This is a genomic window from Paenibacillus sp. YYML68 (assembly GCF_027923405.1).
Taxonomy (GTDB): Bacteria; Bacillota; Bacilli; order Paenibacillales; family NBRC-103111; genus Paenibacillus_G.
The window spans coordinates 968,065-986,852 of sequence record NZ_BQYI01000001.1 but is presented as its reverse complement, the minus strand read 5'-3'; the positions used below and the strand labels follow the sequence as shown (position 1 = coordinate 986,852).

Annotated in this window: 16 protein-coding genes; 2 read left to right on the top strand and 14 right to left on the bottom strand. The window is 45.7% G+C overall.

Translation table 11 applies throughout. From position 1 onward, the window contains the following. Positions 1 to 5 precede the first annotated feature (5 nt). The 13 genes from PAE68_RS04470 to PAE68_RS04410 all read right to left on the bottom strand — a co-directional run bounded on the left by PAE68_RS04470 (position 6) and on the right by PAE68_RS04410 (position 14,349). The gene (locus PAE68_RS04470) at positions 6 to 1,073 is read right to left on the bottom strand and encodes an amidohydrolase family protein (protein WP_281884503.1); all 1,068 of its coding nucleotides are present in this window, start codon (positions 1,071 to 1,073) and stop codon (positions 6 to 8) included. Next, positions 1,066 to 2,073, bottom strand: coding sequence for a hypothetical protein (locus tag PAE68_RS04465; RefSeq protein ID WP_281884501.1), 1,008 nt, complete (start codon positions 2,071 to 2,073; stop codon positions 1,066 to 1,068). Before PAE68_RS04465 ends, PAE68_RS04470 begins: the two co-directional genes overlap by 8 nt. An 11-nt stretch (positions 2,074 to 2,084) precedes the next feature. After that, positions 2,085 to 3,068: an amidohydrolase family protein gene (locus PAE68_RS04460; protein WP_281884498.1), complete on the bottom strand. Its 984-nt coding sequence runs from the start codon at positions 3,066 to 3,068 to the stop codon at positions 2,085 to 2,087. Beyond that, positions 3,049 to 3,942 (bottom strand): NAD(P)-dependent oxidoreductase, encoded by an 894-nt coding sequence (locus PAE68_RS04455; RefSeq protein WP_281884496.1) that lies wholly within the window; start codon positions 3,940 to 3,942, stop codon positions 3,049 to 3,051. Before PAE68_RS04455 ends, PAE68_RS04460 begins: the two co-directional genes overlap by 20 nt. A gap of 34 nt (positions 3,943 to 3,976) precedes the next feature. Next, positions 3,977 to 5,506, bottom strand: a complete 1,530-nt coding sequence (locus PAE68_RS04450; protein WP_281884493.1) for a hypothetical protein — start codon at positions 5,504 to 5,506, stop codon at positions 3,977 to 3,979. A 13-nt stretch (positions 5,507 to 5,519) separates the two neighbouring features. Then, a complete protein-coding gene (locus PAE68_RS04445; RefSeq protein WP_281884491.1) occupies positions 5,520 to 6,056 on the bottom strand; it encodes a hypothetical protein in 537 nt (178 codons plus the stop codon). A 62-nt stretch (positions 6,057 to 6,118) separates the two neighbouring features. Continuing rightward, positions 6,119 to 7,042: a phosphotransferase family protein gene (locus PAE68_RS04440; protein WP_281884489.1), complete on the bottom strand. Its 924-nt coding sequence runs from the start codon at positions 7,040 to 7,042 to the stop codon at positions 6,119 to 6,121. A 51-nt stretch (positions 7,043 to 7,093) separates the two neighbouring features. Further along, positions 7,094 to 8,716, bottom strand: a complete 1,623-nt coding sequence (locus tag PAE68_RS04435) for an ABC transporter ATP-binding protein (RefSeq protein WP_281884487.1) — start codon at positions 8,714 to 8,716, stop codon at positions 7,094 to 7,096. Next, positions 8,700 to 10,364 (bottom strand): ABC transporter ATP-binding protein, encoded by a 1,665-nt coding sequence (locus PAE68_RS04430; protein ID WP_281884485.1) that lies wholly within the window; start codon positions 10,362 to 10,364, stop codon positions 8,700 to 8,702. The genes PAE68_RS04435 and PAE68_RS04430 overlap by 17 nt, the downstream gene beginning before the upstream one ends. Positions 10,365 to 10,533: 169 nt before the next feature. Next, positions 10,534 to 11,796, bottom strand: a complete 1,263-nt coding sequence (locus PAE68_RS04425) for an ATP-grasp domain-containing protein (protein WP_281884482.1) — start codon at positions 11,794 to 11,796, stop codon at positions 10,534 to 10,536. Between the two features lie 2 nt (positions 11,797 to 11,798). Beyond that, a complete protein-coding gene (locus PAE68_RS04420; RefSeq protein WP_281884480.1) occupies positions 11,799 to 12,053 on the bottom strand; it encodes an acyl carrier protein in 255 nt (84 codons plus the stop codon). Further along, positions 12,050 to 13,138, bottom strand: a complete 1,089-nt coding sequence (locus PAE68_RS04415; RefSeq protein WP_281884478.1) for a class-II aminoacyl-tRNA synthetase family protein — start codon at positions 13,136 to 13,138, stop codon at positions 12,050 to 12,052. The genes PAE68_RS04420 and PAE68_RS04415 overlap by 4 nt, the downstream gene beginning before the upstream one ends. A gap of 65 nt (positions 13,139 to 13,203) precedes the next feature. Next, complete coding sequence (locus tag PAE68_RS04410) at positions 13,204 to 14,349, bottom strand: acyl-CoA dehydrogenase family protein (RefSeq protein ID WP_281884476.1); 1,146 nt, start codon at positions 14,347 to 14,349, stop codon at positions 13,204 to 13,206. Between the two features lie 127 nt (positions 14,350 to 14,476). On the opposite strand from PAE68_RS04410, the gene PAE68_RS04405 reads away from it, so the two are divergent. Next, positions 14,477 to 15,217, top strand: a complete 741-nt coding sequence (locus tag PAE68_RS04405; protein ID WP_281884474.1) for a helix-turn-helix domain-containing protein — start codon at positions 14,477 to 14,479, stop codon at positions 15,215 to 15,217. On the opposite strand, the gene PAE68_RS04400 is transcribed toward PAE68_RS04405, so the two are convergent. Continuing rightward, positions 15,198 to 16,073: an AraC family transcriptional regulator gene (locus PAE68_RS04400; RefSeq protein ID WP_281884471.1), complete on the bottom strand. Its 876-nt coding sequence runs from the start codon at positions 16,071 to 16,073 to the stop codon at positions 15,198 to 15,200. The genes PAE68_RS04405 and PAE68_RS04400 overlap by 20 nt on opposite strands. 178 nt (positions 16,074 to 16,251) lie before the next feature. Here PAE68_RS04400 and PAE68_RS04395 point away from each other — a divergent pair, with 178 nt between their 5' ends. Beyond that, positions 16,252 to 18,738, top strand: coding sequence for a glycoside hydrolase family 2 protein (locus PAE68_RS04395; RefSeq protein WP_281884469.1), 2,487 nt, complete (start codon positions 16,252 to 16,254; stop codon positions 18,736 to 18,738). The last annotated feature ends 50 nt before the right edge of the window (positions 18,739 to 18,788 follow it).

Sequence of the window (18,788 nt, the reverse complement as noted above, 5' to 3'; positions counted from 1 at the left end):
ACCCGCTATTTCACAGTCTCAGCGCCGATACGTAAAAAGTCGAACGCGTTTTGATAAGCAACTTTGTTTCTAATCTCACCGTGTACATCTTTAAGAATCCCCATCACATTCATCGTATCCCAGTGTGGGTAATCACTACCTAAGGCAGCCTTCATCCAATGATTCTCGATTAAAAAATTACCCAAGCCTTCTGCATCCTCATTAAAGACACTAAACATACAGTTATTATATAGTGTTTCATATACATCTACCCCTTTACCAGGGATGTACTTTCCAAGTCTTTTCATATGATGATGCAATCGAGCTACAAAGCTTGGAACCCATGAAACACCGGCCTCAACGAATATAATTTTCAGATTCTTATATTCTCTGAAAATACCATGTCCAATGAGCTCGCTTAATGCCATTTGCATTTCTACCGTGTGGGAGAACAAGTGTGAGTAGAAATAGTTATCATACTGATCCGAAACAGGGGAATTTTGATAGTAGCCAGTACCCCCATGTAATATGATAGGGAGATCCATTTCACATGCTAATTTATACACGTTGTGCATAGGCTCTTCCCACATATGAATTTGTTGGGCGTTAGTAGGACGCATATATAAGCTACAAACTTGTTCATGAGCGAGGAAGGACTTCGTAGGTAATGAGAAAGGATCTGTCAATATGCCTGCAAAACAGTGTGATCCACCGATTACTGCCTGCTCCAATTGCCACTCCCGGTATGTTTGGCATACAGCATGCTTCAATTCAATATCCTCAATAGAGTGTATCGCCATCCCTAAGTTACCAGGAGTAAAAATGGCACCATCAATCCCAACGGTACTCATCCAGCTCAGTCTCTTCTCTAGGGTAACGTTCCCTCCAGCCTTCGAACCCATTGGACTCCCGACGCCGAAGCCTGACTCCTTCGGATATAACTTGTTTTCAATCCACAGCCTTTCTACACCATTCACCACTACATTTTTTGGTGCTTTGTGCTGAAGGTGCGTCGGAACATTCAATTCCCAGTCGCATATATTCAAATCACACAAATGCTGATCGACATCAAAAATTTTTAATTTATCAGTCATTCTTTTGCACCTCCCAGTATACAGATGTTAGTAGTCCTCTATGAAACTCCTGCTCAAGATTGATATGAATCATTCCTGGATAATTACGTTCAGAACCGATATGAGGTCTTATCTGATTACGTGCACTTGGTTTAGAAATGACAATCGGAATCAATCTGTTGTGTCCCCGTACCAACTCTGCTAATGCACTAACTCGTAGCGCCTCATAAATGGATAAGCCGGCTGTCACACCTAGTGGAGTCGAACCCACTGTTGGAAATCCAATGAGTGGTTGAGCTTGATCGACGCCTGTATCTGAATCGCTAATCACGACATCTACTTTTTTTCCGAGCTGGCTGTGAATCATTGAAGAAATTACGTAGCACAGTCTATTATGGTTATATGCTCCCAAACTAGCCTCCAGCTCATCTATGTAGTCTATCATCAGTATATTCTTGGGGTAGAGTGATATTTGGCTAGCGAGATTGATCTTCGATACCAATTTTATTCGATCATCATAACTTAAAAATTTAGGGTCAGCTTCACCAAGTAGAGACCTAGGGATTACCCGATTAGTAGCTATTGCGATCGGTTTATCCGCAATGACAACGATGTCTCCATCTTCAAGATTTTGGTTCTCTAAGGCATCAATAAAAACTTGTAATCCATCATTTCTTTTAACAAGAAATTTGACTGGAACAGCAGATGCCGCTACCTGCCCTCCTTCACCTTCATTGGCTTGCATGGCCCGAAAAGCGCTGTGGGCGGACATCCAATACCCTAATAAGAGATCCTCGGTCACTGCATTACTGCTTAGTAGTTTACCTATAACCTTAGTGTTTTCTTTATTCAATTCATTGAAAAACACTAGATTGCATTCTCTCTGGGTTTTTAAGTTTAAAGTTATATTTAATTCAATATCACTACATATAGCTACTATCGTATTCGAACGAACCAAACCTTGATCTAGAATCTCTACATGTGCTGCATTTGAAATAAATTCGGGAATCTCTACTAACAAGCTTTCTCCCCCTATTCCGTATACTTCAAGTAGCATTCTAACGGATTATCCCACATTACTTTTCGAAATAAGTCTTCCGAAATACGATTTTTGATTACTTCTACACTAACATGATTAGTATGATCCCAATGTGGATAATCAGATTGCCACAGCACTCCACCACCTAGTAGACCATCAACCTCCGCTATTTCTTTCTCATATCCACTACAACTCACATAAACTTTTGATTTTTTTAATATTTCGGATGGGCGACTCTCAATTGGTAATTCCTCATGCCTCTTATCGAATTCATCATCTAAACGATTAATCCAGTAAGGCATCCAACCCACCCCTGCCTCGAGAAACGCGACGTGAAGCTTAGGATAGATCTCGAATACACCGGATAATGTCATGCTTATAAATTGCCTGATCAATTCAACCGGAAATGACAAGCAATGTACCTCTGCAAATCTAGAATATCCCGCTGTCCCTATCGCACCGAAAGAATTAGCATGGATGGTGACTGTCATTCCTAAATCCTCACAAGTGGCATAAAACTCCATAAACTCTTCATCACCCAAGACCTTGTTGTGCCCATGAGGCAATAAGAGAATACCGTGAAACCCCATCTCTTTATATTGAGGTAATTTTCTTATGGTATAATCAATGTCTTGAGGAACAGCTAATGCCATTGGAAAAATCTTATCTTTAGGTAGTTGAACCATTTGCTCAAGCACATATTGGTGGAATGACTCAGCAATCTGTGCAGCAATGGCACGTTCCTGTATCATCCCTAGTGATAAGCAACGCGTAGGATGGATTGCAGCCTTGGATATAACATTACTCTCCATAAAATGTAGTAGGTCTTTCTGTGAGATTGCTTTCTCAGGAAATTTACCACCTAATGTTCGATCCCAACCATCTCTAGGCATCACTCTTGACCGTAACAACCCTGCTTTTTTTATTAAGTCATGCTCCATCTCAATCCAATGCAAATCAGCATCGAATATGTTCATGCTCTACCCTCCATTTTTTCAACCATTCGTTCATATTCCTAGCAATCTCTTCTTGGATACTTTCACATTGCGCCCCTAGGTGAGGAGTAGCAAGTACATTATCCTTACTGAGCAAATCGTGATCCATAATCGGGTCTAATACATCTGAGGCGTAGCTCGAAATCGTCTGAGTAAGTATAGCGGCTTTAACTGCTTCGTGATTAACCACTTCCCTTCTAGCCATATTGATTAGAATCGTTCCTTTTTTAAGTTTATTTACATTCTCATGATTAATGAGATCTATCGTGCTAGCTGTTAATGGAACATGAAGAGAAATAATATCAGCAGTGAGACACTCTTCCAGTGAGCTGCTGATTACTTTACCATTCATATCGTCATTCAGCTTTGAACGGGTATGCACATAAACTTTTTTCACACCTAGATTTAACAATAATTGTGTAGTAGCTCTGCCTGTCTTTCCGTAGCCTATGATTGCTATCTTTTTATTGGTTAAGTTTTCTCCCCACAACTGGTTTTTTCTAAACTCGCCTTTTACAAGACCTACTCCGCCTTCCCATAAGCGATGAGAAGTTGCAAGCATAAAAGCAAGTGTAACTTCAGCGACACTATTTGCATTCAGTCCAGGAAACGCAACGACTTCAATTCCTAGTGACTTGCAGGTTACTGTGTCAATATTATCCAGCCCAGAACCTGCTCTTAAAATCAACCGCAACCCGCTTTTATATAAGTAGTCAATGTCATCCTTCCTTAACTTGATACCACTACGCACAATAATGACCTCTGATCCTTCAGGCTGGGAATTCACCTCAAAGCCTGATTGTTCAAATAATTCACGTGCCCCTGACCAGATCGTATCAAGAATAGCAACTCTCATGATTGATTCCTCACAGTAACTAGTTTTGTGTTCGTCATCTATCTGTTTTATCTATCGATATCGTGGTAATCGTATCTTTTTTTATATACATCGAACAAAGAAAGTGGGTCAAAATAATGACTTTAAAAACGTCGTAACTAAATACAGAAACCAGCCTTGCAAATATGGAAGGGCGTAATGGTGGATAATTGCCTAAGCTTAATAATCGGTTAGCAAAATTCAGATAAGACTTGTATGTGAGCCAGTAACTTAAAAAGGACACACTAATCAACATCGCTCCTAAAAAATAAAACTTTGAGCATAAGGTAAGGATAATAAGTAACAAAAAAGATATGAATCTAAATACATGGAAATTATCGTTGATATAGGTACTAATAATTCTCATTCTGCCGTTCTTTTCAACATACTTAGGAAAAAATTTCTTAGACCATTCGAGCTCCAGTCCCGCGCTAAACACCGCTGAATATATGCGCTTGTATTGTCGAACCTTATTAAACGTAGATGGAGTGGGCTGGGAGTAATTCGGAAAAGGTATCGAGCATCTTGACTTTCCGATTACATCCAATCGATAACCAAACGAGATATCATCATTGTGTTCGGGTACCCCATGCATTTCTTTTAATTGCTGCATATTAATAAATATACCTGCGCCCATACACCCCCTGATGAATTTAGACTTCCAAATATTCGAGTAAAGTAAATAGGCTTCAATTCCCAACGTTCTCTCTAGATGCCATATAGCAGTAGAAAAGGAAAGTGAGTTTTTACTTATTTGTTGAATTTGGCTACCTAACTGGTGAGGAATCTGCTGAAAAACGGCAGGTAAAGCTTCATCATTTAAGTTCAGTTGATTAACTTTCCAGTTAAACCACTTAAATGTCGCTTCATGAGGTCTAGAATCAAAATCATATACAGCTAAATATGTAGTACCTAAATTAATACTTGAATTTACATCATGACGCTCTAGCAAAAAATGTAAAGCATAGTTTATTTTAGATGACTTATTACTATGTGGATTACAATCATGAAGTAAGATGACTCGATCCTCCACATGCTCCCCCTGCCATTGTTGAATAAGTTGATTCGTTGAAGGTATGCCTTGATAAAGGTCCACTATTTTATTTTTGAAGTCACTGAACGATAAACTCTTCAATCGAATAAGCTCGATATTGTTGTAGTAGGAAAGTGGAAATACGCCGTTATTAGTCTGATAAAATAACTCTTGATTGAACTTTGCCCACCAGTTATCGATTAATGCATGTATACGATCAATGTTCGCACGTTTATCAATAGTTTCCGCTTCTCCCGTTATAGCGATCAGAACTACATTGCTCTCGTTCTTGACCAGGTCCCAAAAATATGAGAGTGTCTCTTCAACGATTGACTGTTCTTTATGGCATGGTAACAAGATGTATAAGACATTCTCACTACATGTATGTGCACGTATAGAATTGAAGTGGTTGATCTCCTCTTGCAGTTTGTTGTATCCCTTAACGGAGCATATCATTCTGTACGAAAATGCAATTAATATTAGTGAAAATATAGTTATCATCATAACAACCATAGGATGTACTCCTTCAATTTGAAAAAATAAGCTTGTCCAGCTCCGCTGAATCATTTCTGATTGATGATGAGCGAATATAAGAAACGTTCGCGTTCATACTCTGTTGCATTTCCAGAAAAACTTTTCTATAGCTCAAGTCCATAATTTCCACAAATTCAAGGCTTGTCCATCCTGCAGAACCTAACAAAGCCTTCTCATAGGATCTCATCCAAGATTGACGCGGGTCATCTTCTATAAATATCCAACGGTCAGGAAGTATCGTCTCACCATACCATTCAGTGTATAATTCAAAAAAAGAACACTCCCTCGAGTTACTCTCCAAGACTCGCTCGGTTAATAGGTAAGCCAAGGTAGAAACGAAATATCTATCTATTAAAATAACCTGATCCTTGTTGTTGTGAATAACCTCCTTTGCTGCTGCACTTTTTGCTAAATCGTTCAATATATAATAATTTTGCTCACCACTCCTGACCCTTTCACTCTCGATTAAATGCAAAGGCATAACTTCTGGAATAGTCACTACGTTTGAGTAACTGTTTGCAATTCTCATGATGGAGCTAGTCTTTCCTACCTGCATTAATCCTTCTATAGCTATGATTGTAATGTGTATCACTACCTTACTAACAGATTCGAAATAAACTGTATGGCTCGATTTCTGTATGCGTAATTACTTTCTGATAGCTCCTCTTGCTTATCCACCCAAGATATTGCTGCAATCGCCTGTAAAGCTTGGTAAGTGTTGAAAATACTATGATCAAATTTAGTATCTGCGTACTTGTTCCATCCTTGAATCAATGCCTGGATTTGTTGCTGGTCCTTCTTAGGGTCCAAATCAACCCACGTTAGTTTGGCCAAGTCATACAACGGGTCGCCGATTAGCGCATTCTCAAAATCGATAATGGCCAGCAGGTTATTAGTCTCCGTAGATACCAATAAGTTTCGGAAAATAAAGTCGCAATGCAGAATGGTGATACGTTCAACACTATCAATTCCCTCGATAGCGATGCCGACGTCGTTGACCATTTGATCAAGGCCAAGCTGAAGATCGATCTCTGTAAATTTAATTCTTCCTTTCCATTTGTCATACTGAGAATAAATATATTGCTTCCAAGAAAATTCACTAAAATCGTTGTGTTCAAACCGATGCCAAAATTTCGATTGCGAAAGTTCTATAGTTGATATAGAAAATTGCATTTGGCTAAGACTTGCTCCCGCTTGATTCATGACATGAACTTGTTGCTCCAAGGTGAGCTTCGGATACCATTGATCCAACGGTACGGACTCAAGCCACTTCTGAACCATAATGAAATATGAATCTACTTGCAAAGCATCAATCAATGGAGGGACCCGCAAGTTATGAGCAGTTAAAAGCTTATTACACTCCACTTCTCGCTCATATGCTTCTCTTTTGCCAAAAATCTTTATTAAGGCATCTCCGTTCTTATACGTTCCTCTTACAACAGCAACATTATGGCGATTGATTAATACCGTATAGTTCGTCACTTCTATATGATTAACAATTTGCAAAATATCCATGTTACCTCCGATATATGTTAGAGTATATACTTCATACATGTTTCCCATCTGTTAGCTAATTGAATACGTCACATCCGCATTCTCAACAGTCGATAAGCGATGAGCGATAATGATGGTTGTCCTTCCTTCTCTTACTGCATCGATATTCGCCATCACTCTCCTCTCTGTCTCCAAATCCAGCGCTGACGTAGCCTCATCCAGAATCAACACTTCTGGGTCTCCTAGAATAGCTCGAGCCAAGGCGATTCGTTGTCGTTGCCCACCAGATAAAGTAACGCCGCGCTCACCGAGCAGCGTCTCGTAACCATTCGGTAGCTCCATAATCGTGTCGTGGATTTCAGCAATATGGCAGGCCTGCTCCAGTTGTGCTTGTGAACAGCTTCTTCCCATCACGATATTGGCTCGGATCGTATCGGGAAACAGATAAGCGTCTTGTAGCACCGCATTCACTTTTTGCGACCATGACTCTCTGTTTATATGGTTGAGAGTGACGGCATTCACTTCGATGCTCCCTTCATCCGGTTCATAGAACCGAAGGAGAAGCTGTGCTATCGTTGACTTGCCAGAGCCGCTTTCCCCTATGATGGCCAGCTTCTTCCCTATTGGGATTTGCAGCGAGATCGACTTCAGAACTTTGGCTTGTTCATCTCGATACGAGAAGCTGACATCCTTCAAGACTATGCTCTCGATGGCGTGAGTGAGCTCCACGTCCCCGACATCAATCTGATCTCCTTGAATAATATGCTTCGCCTTGAACATGCCTCCATACGCACTGGAAAATTGCATCGTCGAACTGTACACCCCTTGAATGGCGTCTAGCATCTGAATAGATAACTGATAGAACACGACAAATGTTCCGATCGACACATTCCCTTGAATGACCTGATATCCGCCATACCCTAGAATCAACAGATTGGAGCTCCATCGTAATGGTTCAGTCAGGTACAGCTGTCTTTTCTCCAGCTTAACCATGTCGAATATGTTATCGATATACTTTTGAAAGCTTTGCTTAAGCTTGTTCATTTCCCATTCAGCTTTATGAAAGGCAATTACTTCTCTTGAGGAGGATATTCCCTCTTCAATATGGACATTGTGCTTTGCCTTTAATTCATTCTTCTCGATCGATAAGGCTTGAATTCGCGAGCCAAAATATTTGCCTTGAATGATGAAGAGCACAGAGAGAGGAATAATGATCGCTAACAATTCTGGCATTACATACCCGACAATCGCTAATAGAAATAGGAGATGAACCAATTTTTCGACTAATCTCGGGAAGGTCCATATGTACACATTTTTGGAGTTTATGAATTCATTTAAGTAAGAGACGAAGCTTCCGATTCTTTCCTTCTGGTAATCTTTGATGGGCATACGATACAGATACTGCATGTACTCTTCTCTCATGATCAGTCGCAGCTTGTCTGAGGCTCGTTTGAATAAAATATCTTTAAAGCACCACGATGCGATGTATGAGCAAGCCATGAGAATAAAGAACATCAGGAAATACGGAAACAATTCATAATTGCCAGAAATAAACACATCATCAATGATATATTTTTGGCTGATCGTAATAAGCAAATTCGTTACAACCGAGACAAGTAACAACACTAATGCCGTAATGTATAGGAGCTTGACTTGTGAAATATAGCTGAAAATCCATCTAAGCGTCTGCAGCATTTCCCTTCTCTCCCATCAGAAGCTGATAAAATGCCCCTTTGTTCTCAAGCAAGCTATCGTAGGTTCCAGCCTCAGCGATCTGACCATTGTCTATGACTACGATTTTGTCGAAATCTTGAATCGTCGATATTCGATGTGCGACCGCGATCATCGTTCGATCATGAAACCATTGATCCAATGCTTGTTTGACCTCCGCTTCACTCTCATGATCAAGGGCCGATGTCGCTTCATCCAAGACTACGATGGCTGGATTCTTCAAGATCATACGAGCGATCGCAATGCGTTGTCGCTGACCACCTGAGAGCTTGTTCCCGCGCTCTCCGATGATCGTATCGTATTGTTGAGGCAATGCCATAATAAACTCATGAGCTGAAGCAGCCTTGGCCGCTACAATAATCTCGTCATCCGTCGCCTGCTCCTTGCCGAATCGTATGTTCTCCTTGACCGTACCTCCGTACAAGTACGTTTCCTGAAAGACATATCCAATACTCTCTCTCAACTGTCGTAACGATAGCTGGGTCAAGTTCACCCCGTCTAAATAAACAGCGCCCTCTTGCGGGTCATAAAATCTGGATAACAGCTTAATCAAGCTGGACTTCCCATGTCCGCTCGTACCAACCAATGCGACTTTGTCACCTGGTTGTATGACAAGGCTCATGTTCTTCACCACATCCGAGGAGGACGTATAGCCGAAGCGAACATTCTGGAATTCGATCTTCCCTTGAACTTCACGCAGGTGTACAGGATGTTCAATTTCAACTACGTCAGGCGTAAGCTCCATAAATTCATATAGGCGAATCGTCTGCTGCAGCAACACCCGTTGCTCGGTCAAGTTCGTAATCAGTATCGTGAGATCAAACATCACCTTGTAATATAGCAGTGTAAAAGCTATAAACTGTCCGAAGGTGAGCAGTTGTTCCTTAACGAAATAATATCCACCGATAAACATCAATACACCACTGAAATAAACCGCAACTCTTCGAAATGCCCCACGGTAGTTAATGAGCTTGAAATAGATGACATCGATCTCCGCTGTCCCTCGATCTCGCTCCAGCAACTGATCTAAGTTCCACTTCTCCCGCCCATAAGCGCGCAGCTCCATCAAGGCTGAGATACTATCGTATTGCTTTTTGTTCAGCTCTGCATGAGAGTCAGCCAGCTTCTTGGCATATTGCGCAGACTTTCTTTCGAAGAAGGGACCGATCATATAGTAGATAGCAATACCTGGAATGAATACTAGGGTGAGCTGCCAATTCAGCATGACCATGAATGTAAACGTAACCGCGAACGTAATCGCATATTGAATAATCGTCGGAAGGTACTGTCGAAAAATTTTCTGAAGGGCTTCGACCTCGGTATGAAACAAGGAGTAAATCTCGCCCACAGGATGCTTCTCATAGAACGAGTACCCAAGACTGCGCATCTTCTGAAATACTCCGATCTGCATATCTCCGGCAACCCACTCCTGCACCTTACGATCCGCTACATGCTTCACAATGGTCGCGATGATGACCAGAGCAATCACACCTGTTAATACGATGAGTATCTCCTGATATCTCGACACATCCTGAGCTGGGAGAATGTCATCCACCAGCAGTTGAATAAATGTAGGTATAGCAACCTGTGCGGAAGCCATCATTAATCCCAATAGTAGACTAGCACCAAATAACCACTTATACGGCTTAAGAAATCGAAGCGTCCAGCTATATATGTTCATCAGCTTGGGCTTTTGGAGAGGACTAGGCGGATGTCCTACCTGGGTTGTAGCTTGTTTCATCATAAGTTCCCCCGTTTATGAGCTGTCACTGCATGCAGCTCTAGATGGACCACTCATCATGCTTCGGTAACGTAAGCGGCTTCACATTGACCTCAAGACGTACACGATCGTATATCTCTTGGGCAAGCCTCTGAGCTCCATCCATACTGTCGGCCACTGTGAGAATCCTTGCCAAAATATCCGTATTGGATGTCGCACGATGGATATAGGCTTCCTGCTCTTGTTGCACAATGACAAGAACATCATCCCGATTCAAGTAGTTCCCCTCGAGGTGTAATCGGTTCAAATATCCTTCGACCGGGCTAGTAACCTCCAGACATGCGGAGTACTTATGATTGTATGAAGCGTTATCCGATATGGTCCCTGTCACATATAAGGAACATACACTGTCAAAAACAGAGATCCCTAATGCATGATCAATCATCCATGGATTCGGCGGACCAACCAGCCGCGGGTTCACTTCTACGATATATACGCGGTTATCCGGGCTGACAATATACTCGATATGACAGGGACCAAAATCGTACTGAAAGTCCTGAATGAATCTCTTCGTTTCTTCAATAACGAGCTGTGCAATGTCCCCCTGAATGGGAAACGTATACCCTAATTCAACGAAATAAGGAGGCCGGCTCATGAGTCGATTCGTTACCCCGAATACTTGAAGCTGGTCACCTGACACCATAAACTCACAGCTGTACAAGTTCCCTTCGATATATTCCTCCAATATGAAGCTGGGCTTCAATAAGGCGCCTGTATATCGGGAGAGGTATTGCAGCTGCTTATAGCAATCCTTGAGTCCTTGCTCAGACTGAATGAGCTGCACGGCTACCGATTCATTCCCATTGACAGGCTTAAAGATCCATACCTTCTGATCAGAGCTGTGATAAAACTGTACTGCGGCCGTTATATCCTCAAACACATAAAATTCCGGAACGTTATATTGCAGCTCCCTTTGTCTAGCCCTGAACCTATCCTTATGATGAAAAGTGAACGCGGCGCTGGAGCTTAAGGAACGGTATCCGTAAGTCTCACATAGCTGACATACCGAAGGGATGAAGAAGTCACTTGTGGAGCATATCGTCTCGATGAGATGCGAATGATGAAGCTCACGAATAATCTCAGCAAGTCGTTCATACTTGATGATTCCTCGGTCCGCAATGAACTGTGCAGCTTGATCGATATGATGTGGATCGTAGGGAACTACACCTGAAGTAAGGAAGATGACTTGAAGCCCCAGTTTATTGAAGTAGGGAATCTCTGCGCCGCGGTTGCCAGACTCAACCAAAATAACGAAACGACTCATCGCTACACCCCGTATTTTTGTGAGAGTAATGTTGTAATTTTGTGAACGGTTGAGAAGTTTTCAACTAACAGGTCCTGATCATCAATCTGGATATCGAACTCAACCTCCAGATTGACAATGAACTCGATCATCTTGATGGAATCCAGACCTTCACTCCGTAAGTCCGCCCCCTGATCCAGATGAAGTTCTCGATTGAGAACTTCACTTAACTTCTTCGTCACCACTTGTTCGAGCATCGACACTTGTGGAATCGTCAAAGCAGCATCCCCCTTCCGACATCCATAGCAAGCCGCTGCTCCAAATCTTGGCCATGTGTATCCTTAAGTGCTTCCTTCCAGCGATCAATCCCAAAGGCCACACAGCCGGAGTGAAGCACGGCTCCGTGATCATCCGTTATGTCATACTTGGAGCACAGCAGGTCTTGACAGTAATTAAAGGAAGCGATAGAAACTTCCTTACCGCTCGATATAGTCACGAGCAATTCGTATTTGGCGTTGCTCATCATCTGGTATGTTCCTTTAGTCTTCAAGTCCGCGCTAAAGAAGAAGGGATCCGTCGCTGTTGCAATCCTCCCCTTGAGACCTAAGGAGCCAAAAAAACGCCATACATCCTCCATTATTTGATCGCGCTTATGCACGACGGATTCAGCTGTTCCGATATAAACAATTTCTCGCATCGTAAATTCGTTGCGTCTGAAGTTATCTTTTCTCCATTCAATCTCGTGACGGAAGCATTTGCCTTTCCCCGTGAGCACAGTCCCATCCAGCAGCCTCTTGCCTTGAAGCTCTTCATAGCAGTGGTAGCATATACAAGGCTGCAGGATCTCACCATGAAATACGAAGGACTCGTCATTCGATTCAACTAGAGCCAGCTTGCGAAAGTTGGTAATCGCCTTGTATTCATGCGGCACATATGTAACCCCGTATATGTTTTGTGGAAAATGAATGTGATATTGATTGCGTGCCATATTGCTTCTATTCAATATAGATGGATATTCTCGTTGCTCGGCCCCGTGCTTCACTGCTATTCGGGTAAATTCCTTATCCAAGCGTTCCATCACCATCATGTCATACTCATCCATGTAGAATAAACCGTCCGCTGCCTTAAGAGCCGTGCGCTCATGTAGATCGGGATCTGGGGTCAGGTTGCTCCTGACCACCCGTTCCTTGATGACTCGAGTGTTCTCAAGACTGCTGCACAATTCGTGATATGATTCTCTCAGCTCGTTCATGACCTTCGAATGAAGATCGTTGTCCTTCACAGTTAACTCCACAGTATGCTTATCCTTGTTGTACACCATGCCCGAAATGCTTTCTGACAAATATGGAATTCGCTCCAGCAAAAGCTCTACCTTATCTATAAGCTTCAATGGGATGTCGAATGTTACGTTCATCACGTGACTCCTTTCTATAACCAGCGGGATCGGTGAGTCAACACACCGAGCTCATGCTTGGCGATCATTTCGTAAGTCACATCGGATTGAGGGGGATGGAATTGACCCGCCTTCACATCTTGATATAGCTTCGAAAGAACATGATGCTTGGCAATGCTGCTGATTCCAACGATTTTCATTGCGAGATTGACAGCTTGCTCCGCGTGGTTCACTACGATCTCCTTAGTCATCAAGCTGATGATCGGGATATGATCCACTGAAGGCTTGCCTTCAAGATAGGAGTGAAGCAGCTCGCAATATCGAATTATTTGGGAACGACTTCCTTCGAGCAGCATTGCAATTTCGGCAACTGAAAATTGAACGCCAGGGAAGAAGGACAACGTACGATTCGTATGAGGCACTTGCTTGCTCTTGCAATAGTCTAGAGCCAGCTGATAGGCATGCTGAGCAATACCGTAATATACCGAGGAAATGCTTAATCGAAATAAATAGGCAAACACATTCGTTTGCTGTAAGGCGTCCTTATCCTTAAGAAGAACATCCGTATGTGGAACATGCACATTGTCGAAGCACACACTGTTGCTGTAACTCTCAGACATAGATATCGTATCCCAATCGGCTTGTATATGAATGCCTGCAGCCCCTTTTCTCAGGAGCAGGACCGCAATTCGCGCCTCTTGGTCTCGCGGGTTCTCTACATAACAATACACAGGCAGGAAGTGGACAAATGGCTCAAGTGATACGAATTTCTTAACCCCATTAACAACGTAGCCGTCGTCTGTCTGGATGGCACGTATTAAGAAATGCTCAGGATTGAGCTGCTCTTCCCTTAGAAAATAAATGCCAGGCTCATTCAATGATCCAAATAACTTAGCGTCGTCCGAGTCTGTGTGCAAGATTGTATCCCGCAACTCGTCTGGAACTATATGCTGCATCCCCCACTGCGTGTAGAGATGCATGGAAAAGCTCAAGGCCGTAGAGGGGCAAACAGCCGACAGCCTTGACACCCATTCAAAGTAATCTAGAGGGCTGATCCTTGAATCACACGTGTATGTATGCGCCTTCAAATCGAGCAGGAAGTTGATTTTATCCGAGAAGGATCGCTCACCTTGCGCTACATATTGAGCAAATTGTTCGACATTGTCCCATTGAAAGTTCATATAATCGTCTCCATATGTTATGATACGACATATTACACAATCTACCATTCGTTGTAGTCTTGTACAATATAATCTGTAGAATATAAACATATGTAAATTGTTAATATACTTGGAAATGGGGGATATTATGAGAATACATACTATTATTAGGAGCGCAGTCCTATTCCCTGGCGAGTCCGAACGATGGCATACCCACAAATATGACTTCATCTATATCCAATCCGATCATGCCGTACATATACACGTGAATCGTATCCAAGTTGAATTAAATGACAAGACACCGGGACTCTTTCAGAGCAGTCACGGTCCTTTTTCCATACATAATAAGAACAGCCGCCCTGTCACCCTTCAAGGAATTAAATTTACTTGTGGCATCAACATGCCTAGAGACTTCTACTTGACTGACTTTGAGCGTACTCCGTTTGAAGCCCTATTAAATGAAGAGACACCGAATGAAAACAGCTGCTCGCGGATCATAAAGCTGCTTCAACCTATGAATAAGCCCCCGCAGACGCCTAATAACCGCGAGCGGATCGATCCACGATTAATTCAGTTAAATCGATATATCCGGAAAAACTACAACACCCCTATCTCTCTTCAAGAGCTGGCTGATTATGTCGGCGTACACCCCACCTATTTGAGCAATACGTATTCTAAAGTATTTAAGATTTCTCCTATATTGTATCTGAATCAATTACGAATGAAAGCGGCTGTGGAGTTAATGGAAGATAATGGGTTGACGATCAAGGAAATTGCCGAGTCCGTCGGATATAACAGCGTGCCTCAATTCAGCTTGATTTTCAAGAGATTCCATGCAATGACACCCAGTCAATACAGGAAGCATTCCGTTACCCCTCCTCCCTCTTGAACCGATACGGCGTCTGCCCGACGTGACGCTTGAAGGCTTGGCAGAAGTAGGAGAAATTCGGGTAGCCGACTGCTTCGCCCACTTCCTTGATCGCAAGGTCGGTCGTACGAAGCAGCCAGCACGCCTGGCGTATGCGCCGGGCGGTGATGTATTCCGTGATCGTGCTGCCTACGCTGCGGCGGAACAGGCTCGAGACGTGATTGGGCGTGAGATGCACCGCTTGCGCCAGCTGATCGAGCTCGAAGGACTCCGTGTAATGGTCCTCCAGCCATTCCAGCATCTGCTCCGCTGCGCTCTGCACCTTGCCCCCAACATGCGCCGCCTGCGCTCCCGACGCCTCGCTCTGCTGAACCCACGCCGATCGAATGCGCTGCAGCAGCGTGCTCAGGAAGAAGAGCTGCTCCTCCAGCAGCTGCTCAGGGGGACATCGCTCCAGCGCACCAGAATAGTAATGCAGCAGCCCCTCGATGTCAGATAGCGGCAGCTCCCCGAGCTGTTGCGGGGTCGAGGGGTCCCGGTACAGCTGGCGCAGGAACGATTGCAGCGTCGGGAACGCGCCCAGCACCGCCTCCAGAGCCGCGGGCTCGAATACGAACAGCGAACGGATGTACGGCTGCTCGGGCAGTCCGTTCACTCGAATCCGGTGCAGCTGGTACGGACGGAAGTAGAAGAGCGCCCCCGGCCGCAGCTCGAAGATCTGCTTGTCCACCACGATATGCCCCCGCCCCTCGTGTACATACAAGATCTCCATCCCTTGGTGCGCGTGATAGATTTCAACAAATTCATGGGACCGATCCTTATGGAACGACAGCTGAACCGGATGCCGGTTCAGGTTCATGTAGTTCATCAGCTTCATCGACGCTCGTGTCTCCTTCGCCCGCAAGCACGTATGCTGCAGCATCGTAATGTAACAACATTTTATCATAAAGGAGTGCAACAAAGCCGCCCCGCGGACTGCTATCATATAGTTATAAGAAGCAACAGCGTATGGAAATCATAGCTAGCATGAAGGACGACAAGAGGAGGCACAACCGTTGAGGAAGAAGCGCTTAATCGATTCGTGGGAGCACTACACCGGCAGCCTCGGGGGCGTCTGGGAAGTGTGGAGAGCGGACAAGCTGAATAACCATTACAACGTGCCGTGGCATACGGTTACACTGCCACATACGTACAACGCACTGGATGTCATGGACCCGGATACGAAATATTACCAAGGACCCGGCTGGTACCGCACCCGGCTGACCGAGCACAATCCGTATCCAGAGGGCCGGACGCTGCTTCACTTCGAGGGCGCGGGTCAGCGGACGAGCGTCTACGTGTACACGCAGCTCGTCGGCGAGCACCTCGGCGGCTACGATGAATTCACGGTAGACATTACGGAGGCGGCGGCCTCAGCCGGGGAGCTGGAGCGCTACGAGGGAGAAATCCCGCTCGCGATTGTGTGCGACAACAGCCGGGAGCTGGAGACGATTCCGTCGGATGCGAGTGACTTCAACCTGTATGGCGGGCTGTATCGGTACGTGAATCTTGTTCACGTCCCTGCGATCTCGTGGAAGCAGCTGCATGTCGAGCCAGTGCTGCGGGAGGACGGCACGTGCAGCGTTCAAGTCCGAGCCGAGCTGTACAATCCGCTGGGGAAGGACGATGCACTAGACATTACGGTCTGTATACGCAATGCAACGGGTCATCTGGTGGCCGAGCAGCGGATGTCAACCGTTCCGTGGGAGCAGTCGCGAGCGGTGCTCGACACGGTGCTGGAAACGCCGCGGCTCTGGTCGACGACAGAGCCTCATCTGTACCAGTGCAAGGTCATTCTGTCGAGCCGCTACGGCATTACGTCGCAGCAGACCGCCTTCGGTGTCAGATCGTTCGAATTCGTGCCGCACGGCCCGTTCAAGCTGAACGGCGAGCGACTACTGCTGCGCGGCACGCACCGTCACGAAGACCACGCAGGCGTCGGAGCAGCGATGACCGAGGAGATGATCCGTACCGAGCTGCAGTTCATCAAGGACATGGGCGCGAACTTCATACGTCTGGGTCATTACCAGCAATCGCGAATCGTGCTCGAGTGCTGCGACGAGCTCGGCCTGCTCGTGTGGGAGGAGATTCCGTGGTGCCGCGGCGGACTCGGGGGCGAGTCGTACCAGCAGCAATGCCGCGATATGCTGAAGTCGATGATTGAGCAGCATTATAATCATCCATCGGTCATATTGTGGGGACTGGGCAATGAGAACGACTGGGAATGCGACTTCGACTACTTCGACCAGCAGCAGATTCGCGACTTCATGCAGGAGCTGCACGAGCTGTCGCATGCGCTTGATCCGAGCCGGCTGACGGCGATACGGCGCTGTGAATTTTGCAAAGATATCGTCGATGTGTATTCGCCTTCCATCTGGGCGGGCTGGTATCGCGGCATCTATACCGACTATGAGAGCAGCAGCCGTCAGGCATTCGAGCATGTGCGCTCGTTCTTCCATATGGAGTGGGGAGCGGACAATCTGGCGACCCGGCATGTGGAGCAGCCGTTCACAGGCTTCGAGCTGATCCCGCGCGGAGAAGGTCAGACCGATGAGCGCGACGGCGACTACCTGCTGATCGGCGGAGAGCCGCGCGTCTCCCGCGACGGGGATTGGTCGGAGACGTACTTCTGCGATATGATCGACTGGTACTTGAAGGCGCAGGAGAAGATGGACTGGCTGACGGGCGCGGCGCAGTGGTCGTTTAAAGATTTTGCCACACCGGTGCGGCCGGACTCTCCAATTCCTTACTTGAACATGAAGGGGATCGTGGAGCGGGACTTCACGAAGAAGGACGCCTACTATGTGTTCCAATCGTACTGGAGCGAGCAGCCGATGATTCGTATCTACGGCCATACGATGCCTGTACGGTGGGGAGCGCCGAACGAGAGCAAGCTGATTCGAGTGTACTCGAATTGCGACGAAGCCGAGCTGTTCCTGAACGGCGTCAGCCTCGGGAGGAAAAAGCGCGACTCGCAAAGCTTCCCTTGCGCGGGTCTGCGCTGGGAATCACCGTTCCTCGCTGGCGAGAACGAGCTCCGCGTCATCGGCTGGAAGGACGGCGTCACGGTGGAGGACCAGCACACGTTCGAGTACACGACGGCAACATGGGGCGAGCCTGTCGAGCTGAAGGTGCATGCCGAGAAGCAGGCTGACGGGCGCGTCTATGTCGAGGCGAGAGCCTACGATGCGGCAGGGCACTTCTGCGCGGATGCGATGCACTTCGTCCGCTTCGGTCTCAGCGGGGACGGACGTCTGCTCGATAACCTCGGCACGGTGCGCGGCTCGCGGCTCATGCAGCTGGCCGGAGGCCGTGCTGGCATCTATATCGATCCTCACGGTGCGCTGCCTGCGGCGATTACGGAGACGGGCTTCTTCTCGGCAGGAGGCCCGGCCTCTGCGACGGAGCAGCGAAGCAGCGACAGTACGTCTTGGCGATCCGTATCGGTCATCAGCGTGAAGTGCGAGGGACTGCCGACAGCTTGGGTCACATGGGAAGAATAGAGTGGTTACGTTGGCTTGATCCTATTATCTGATACTAAGGAGGACACGAA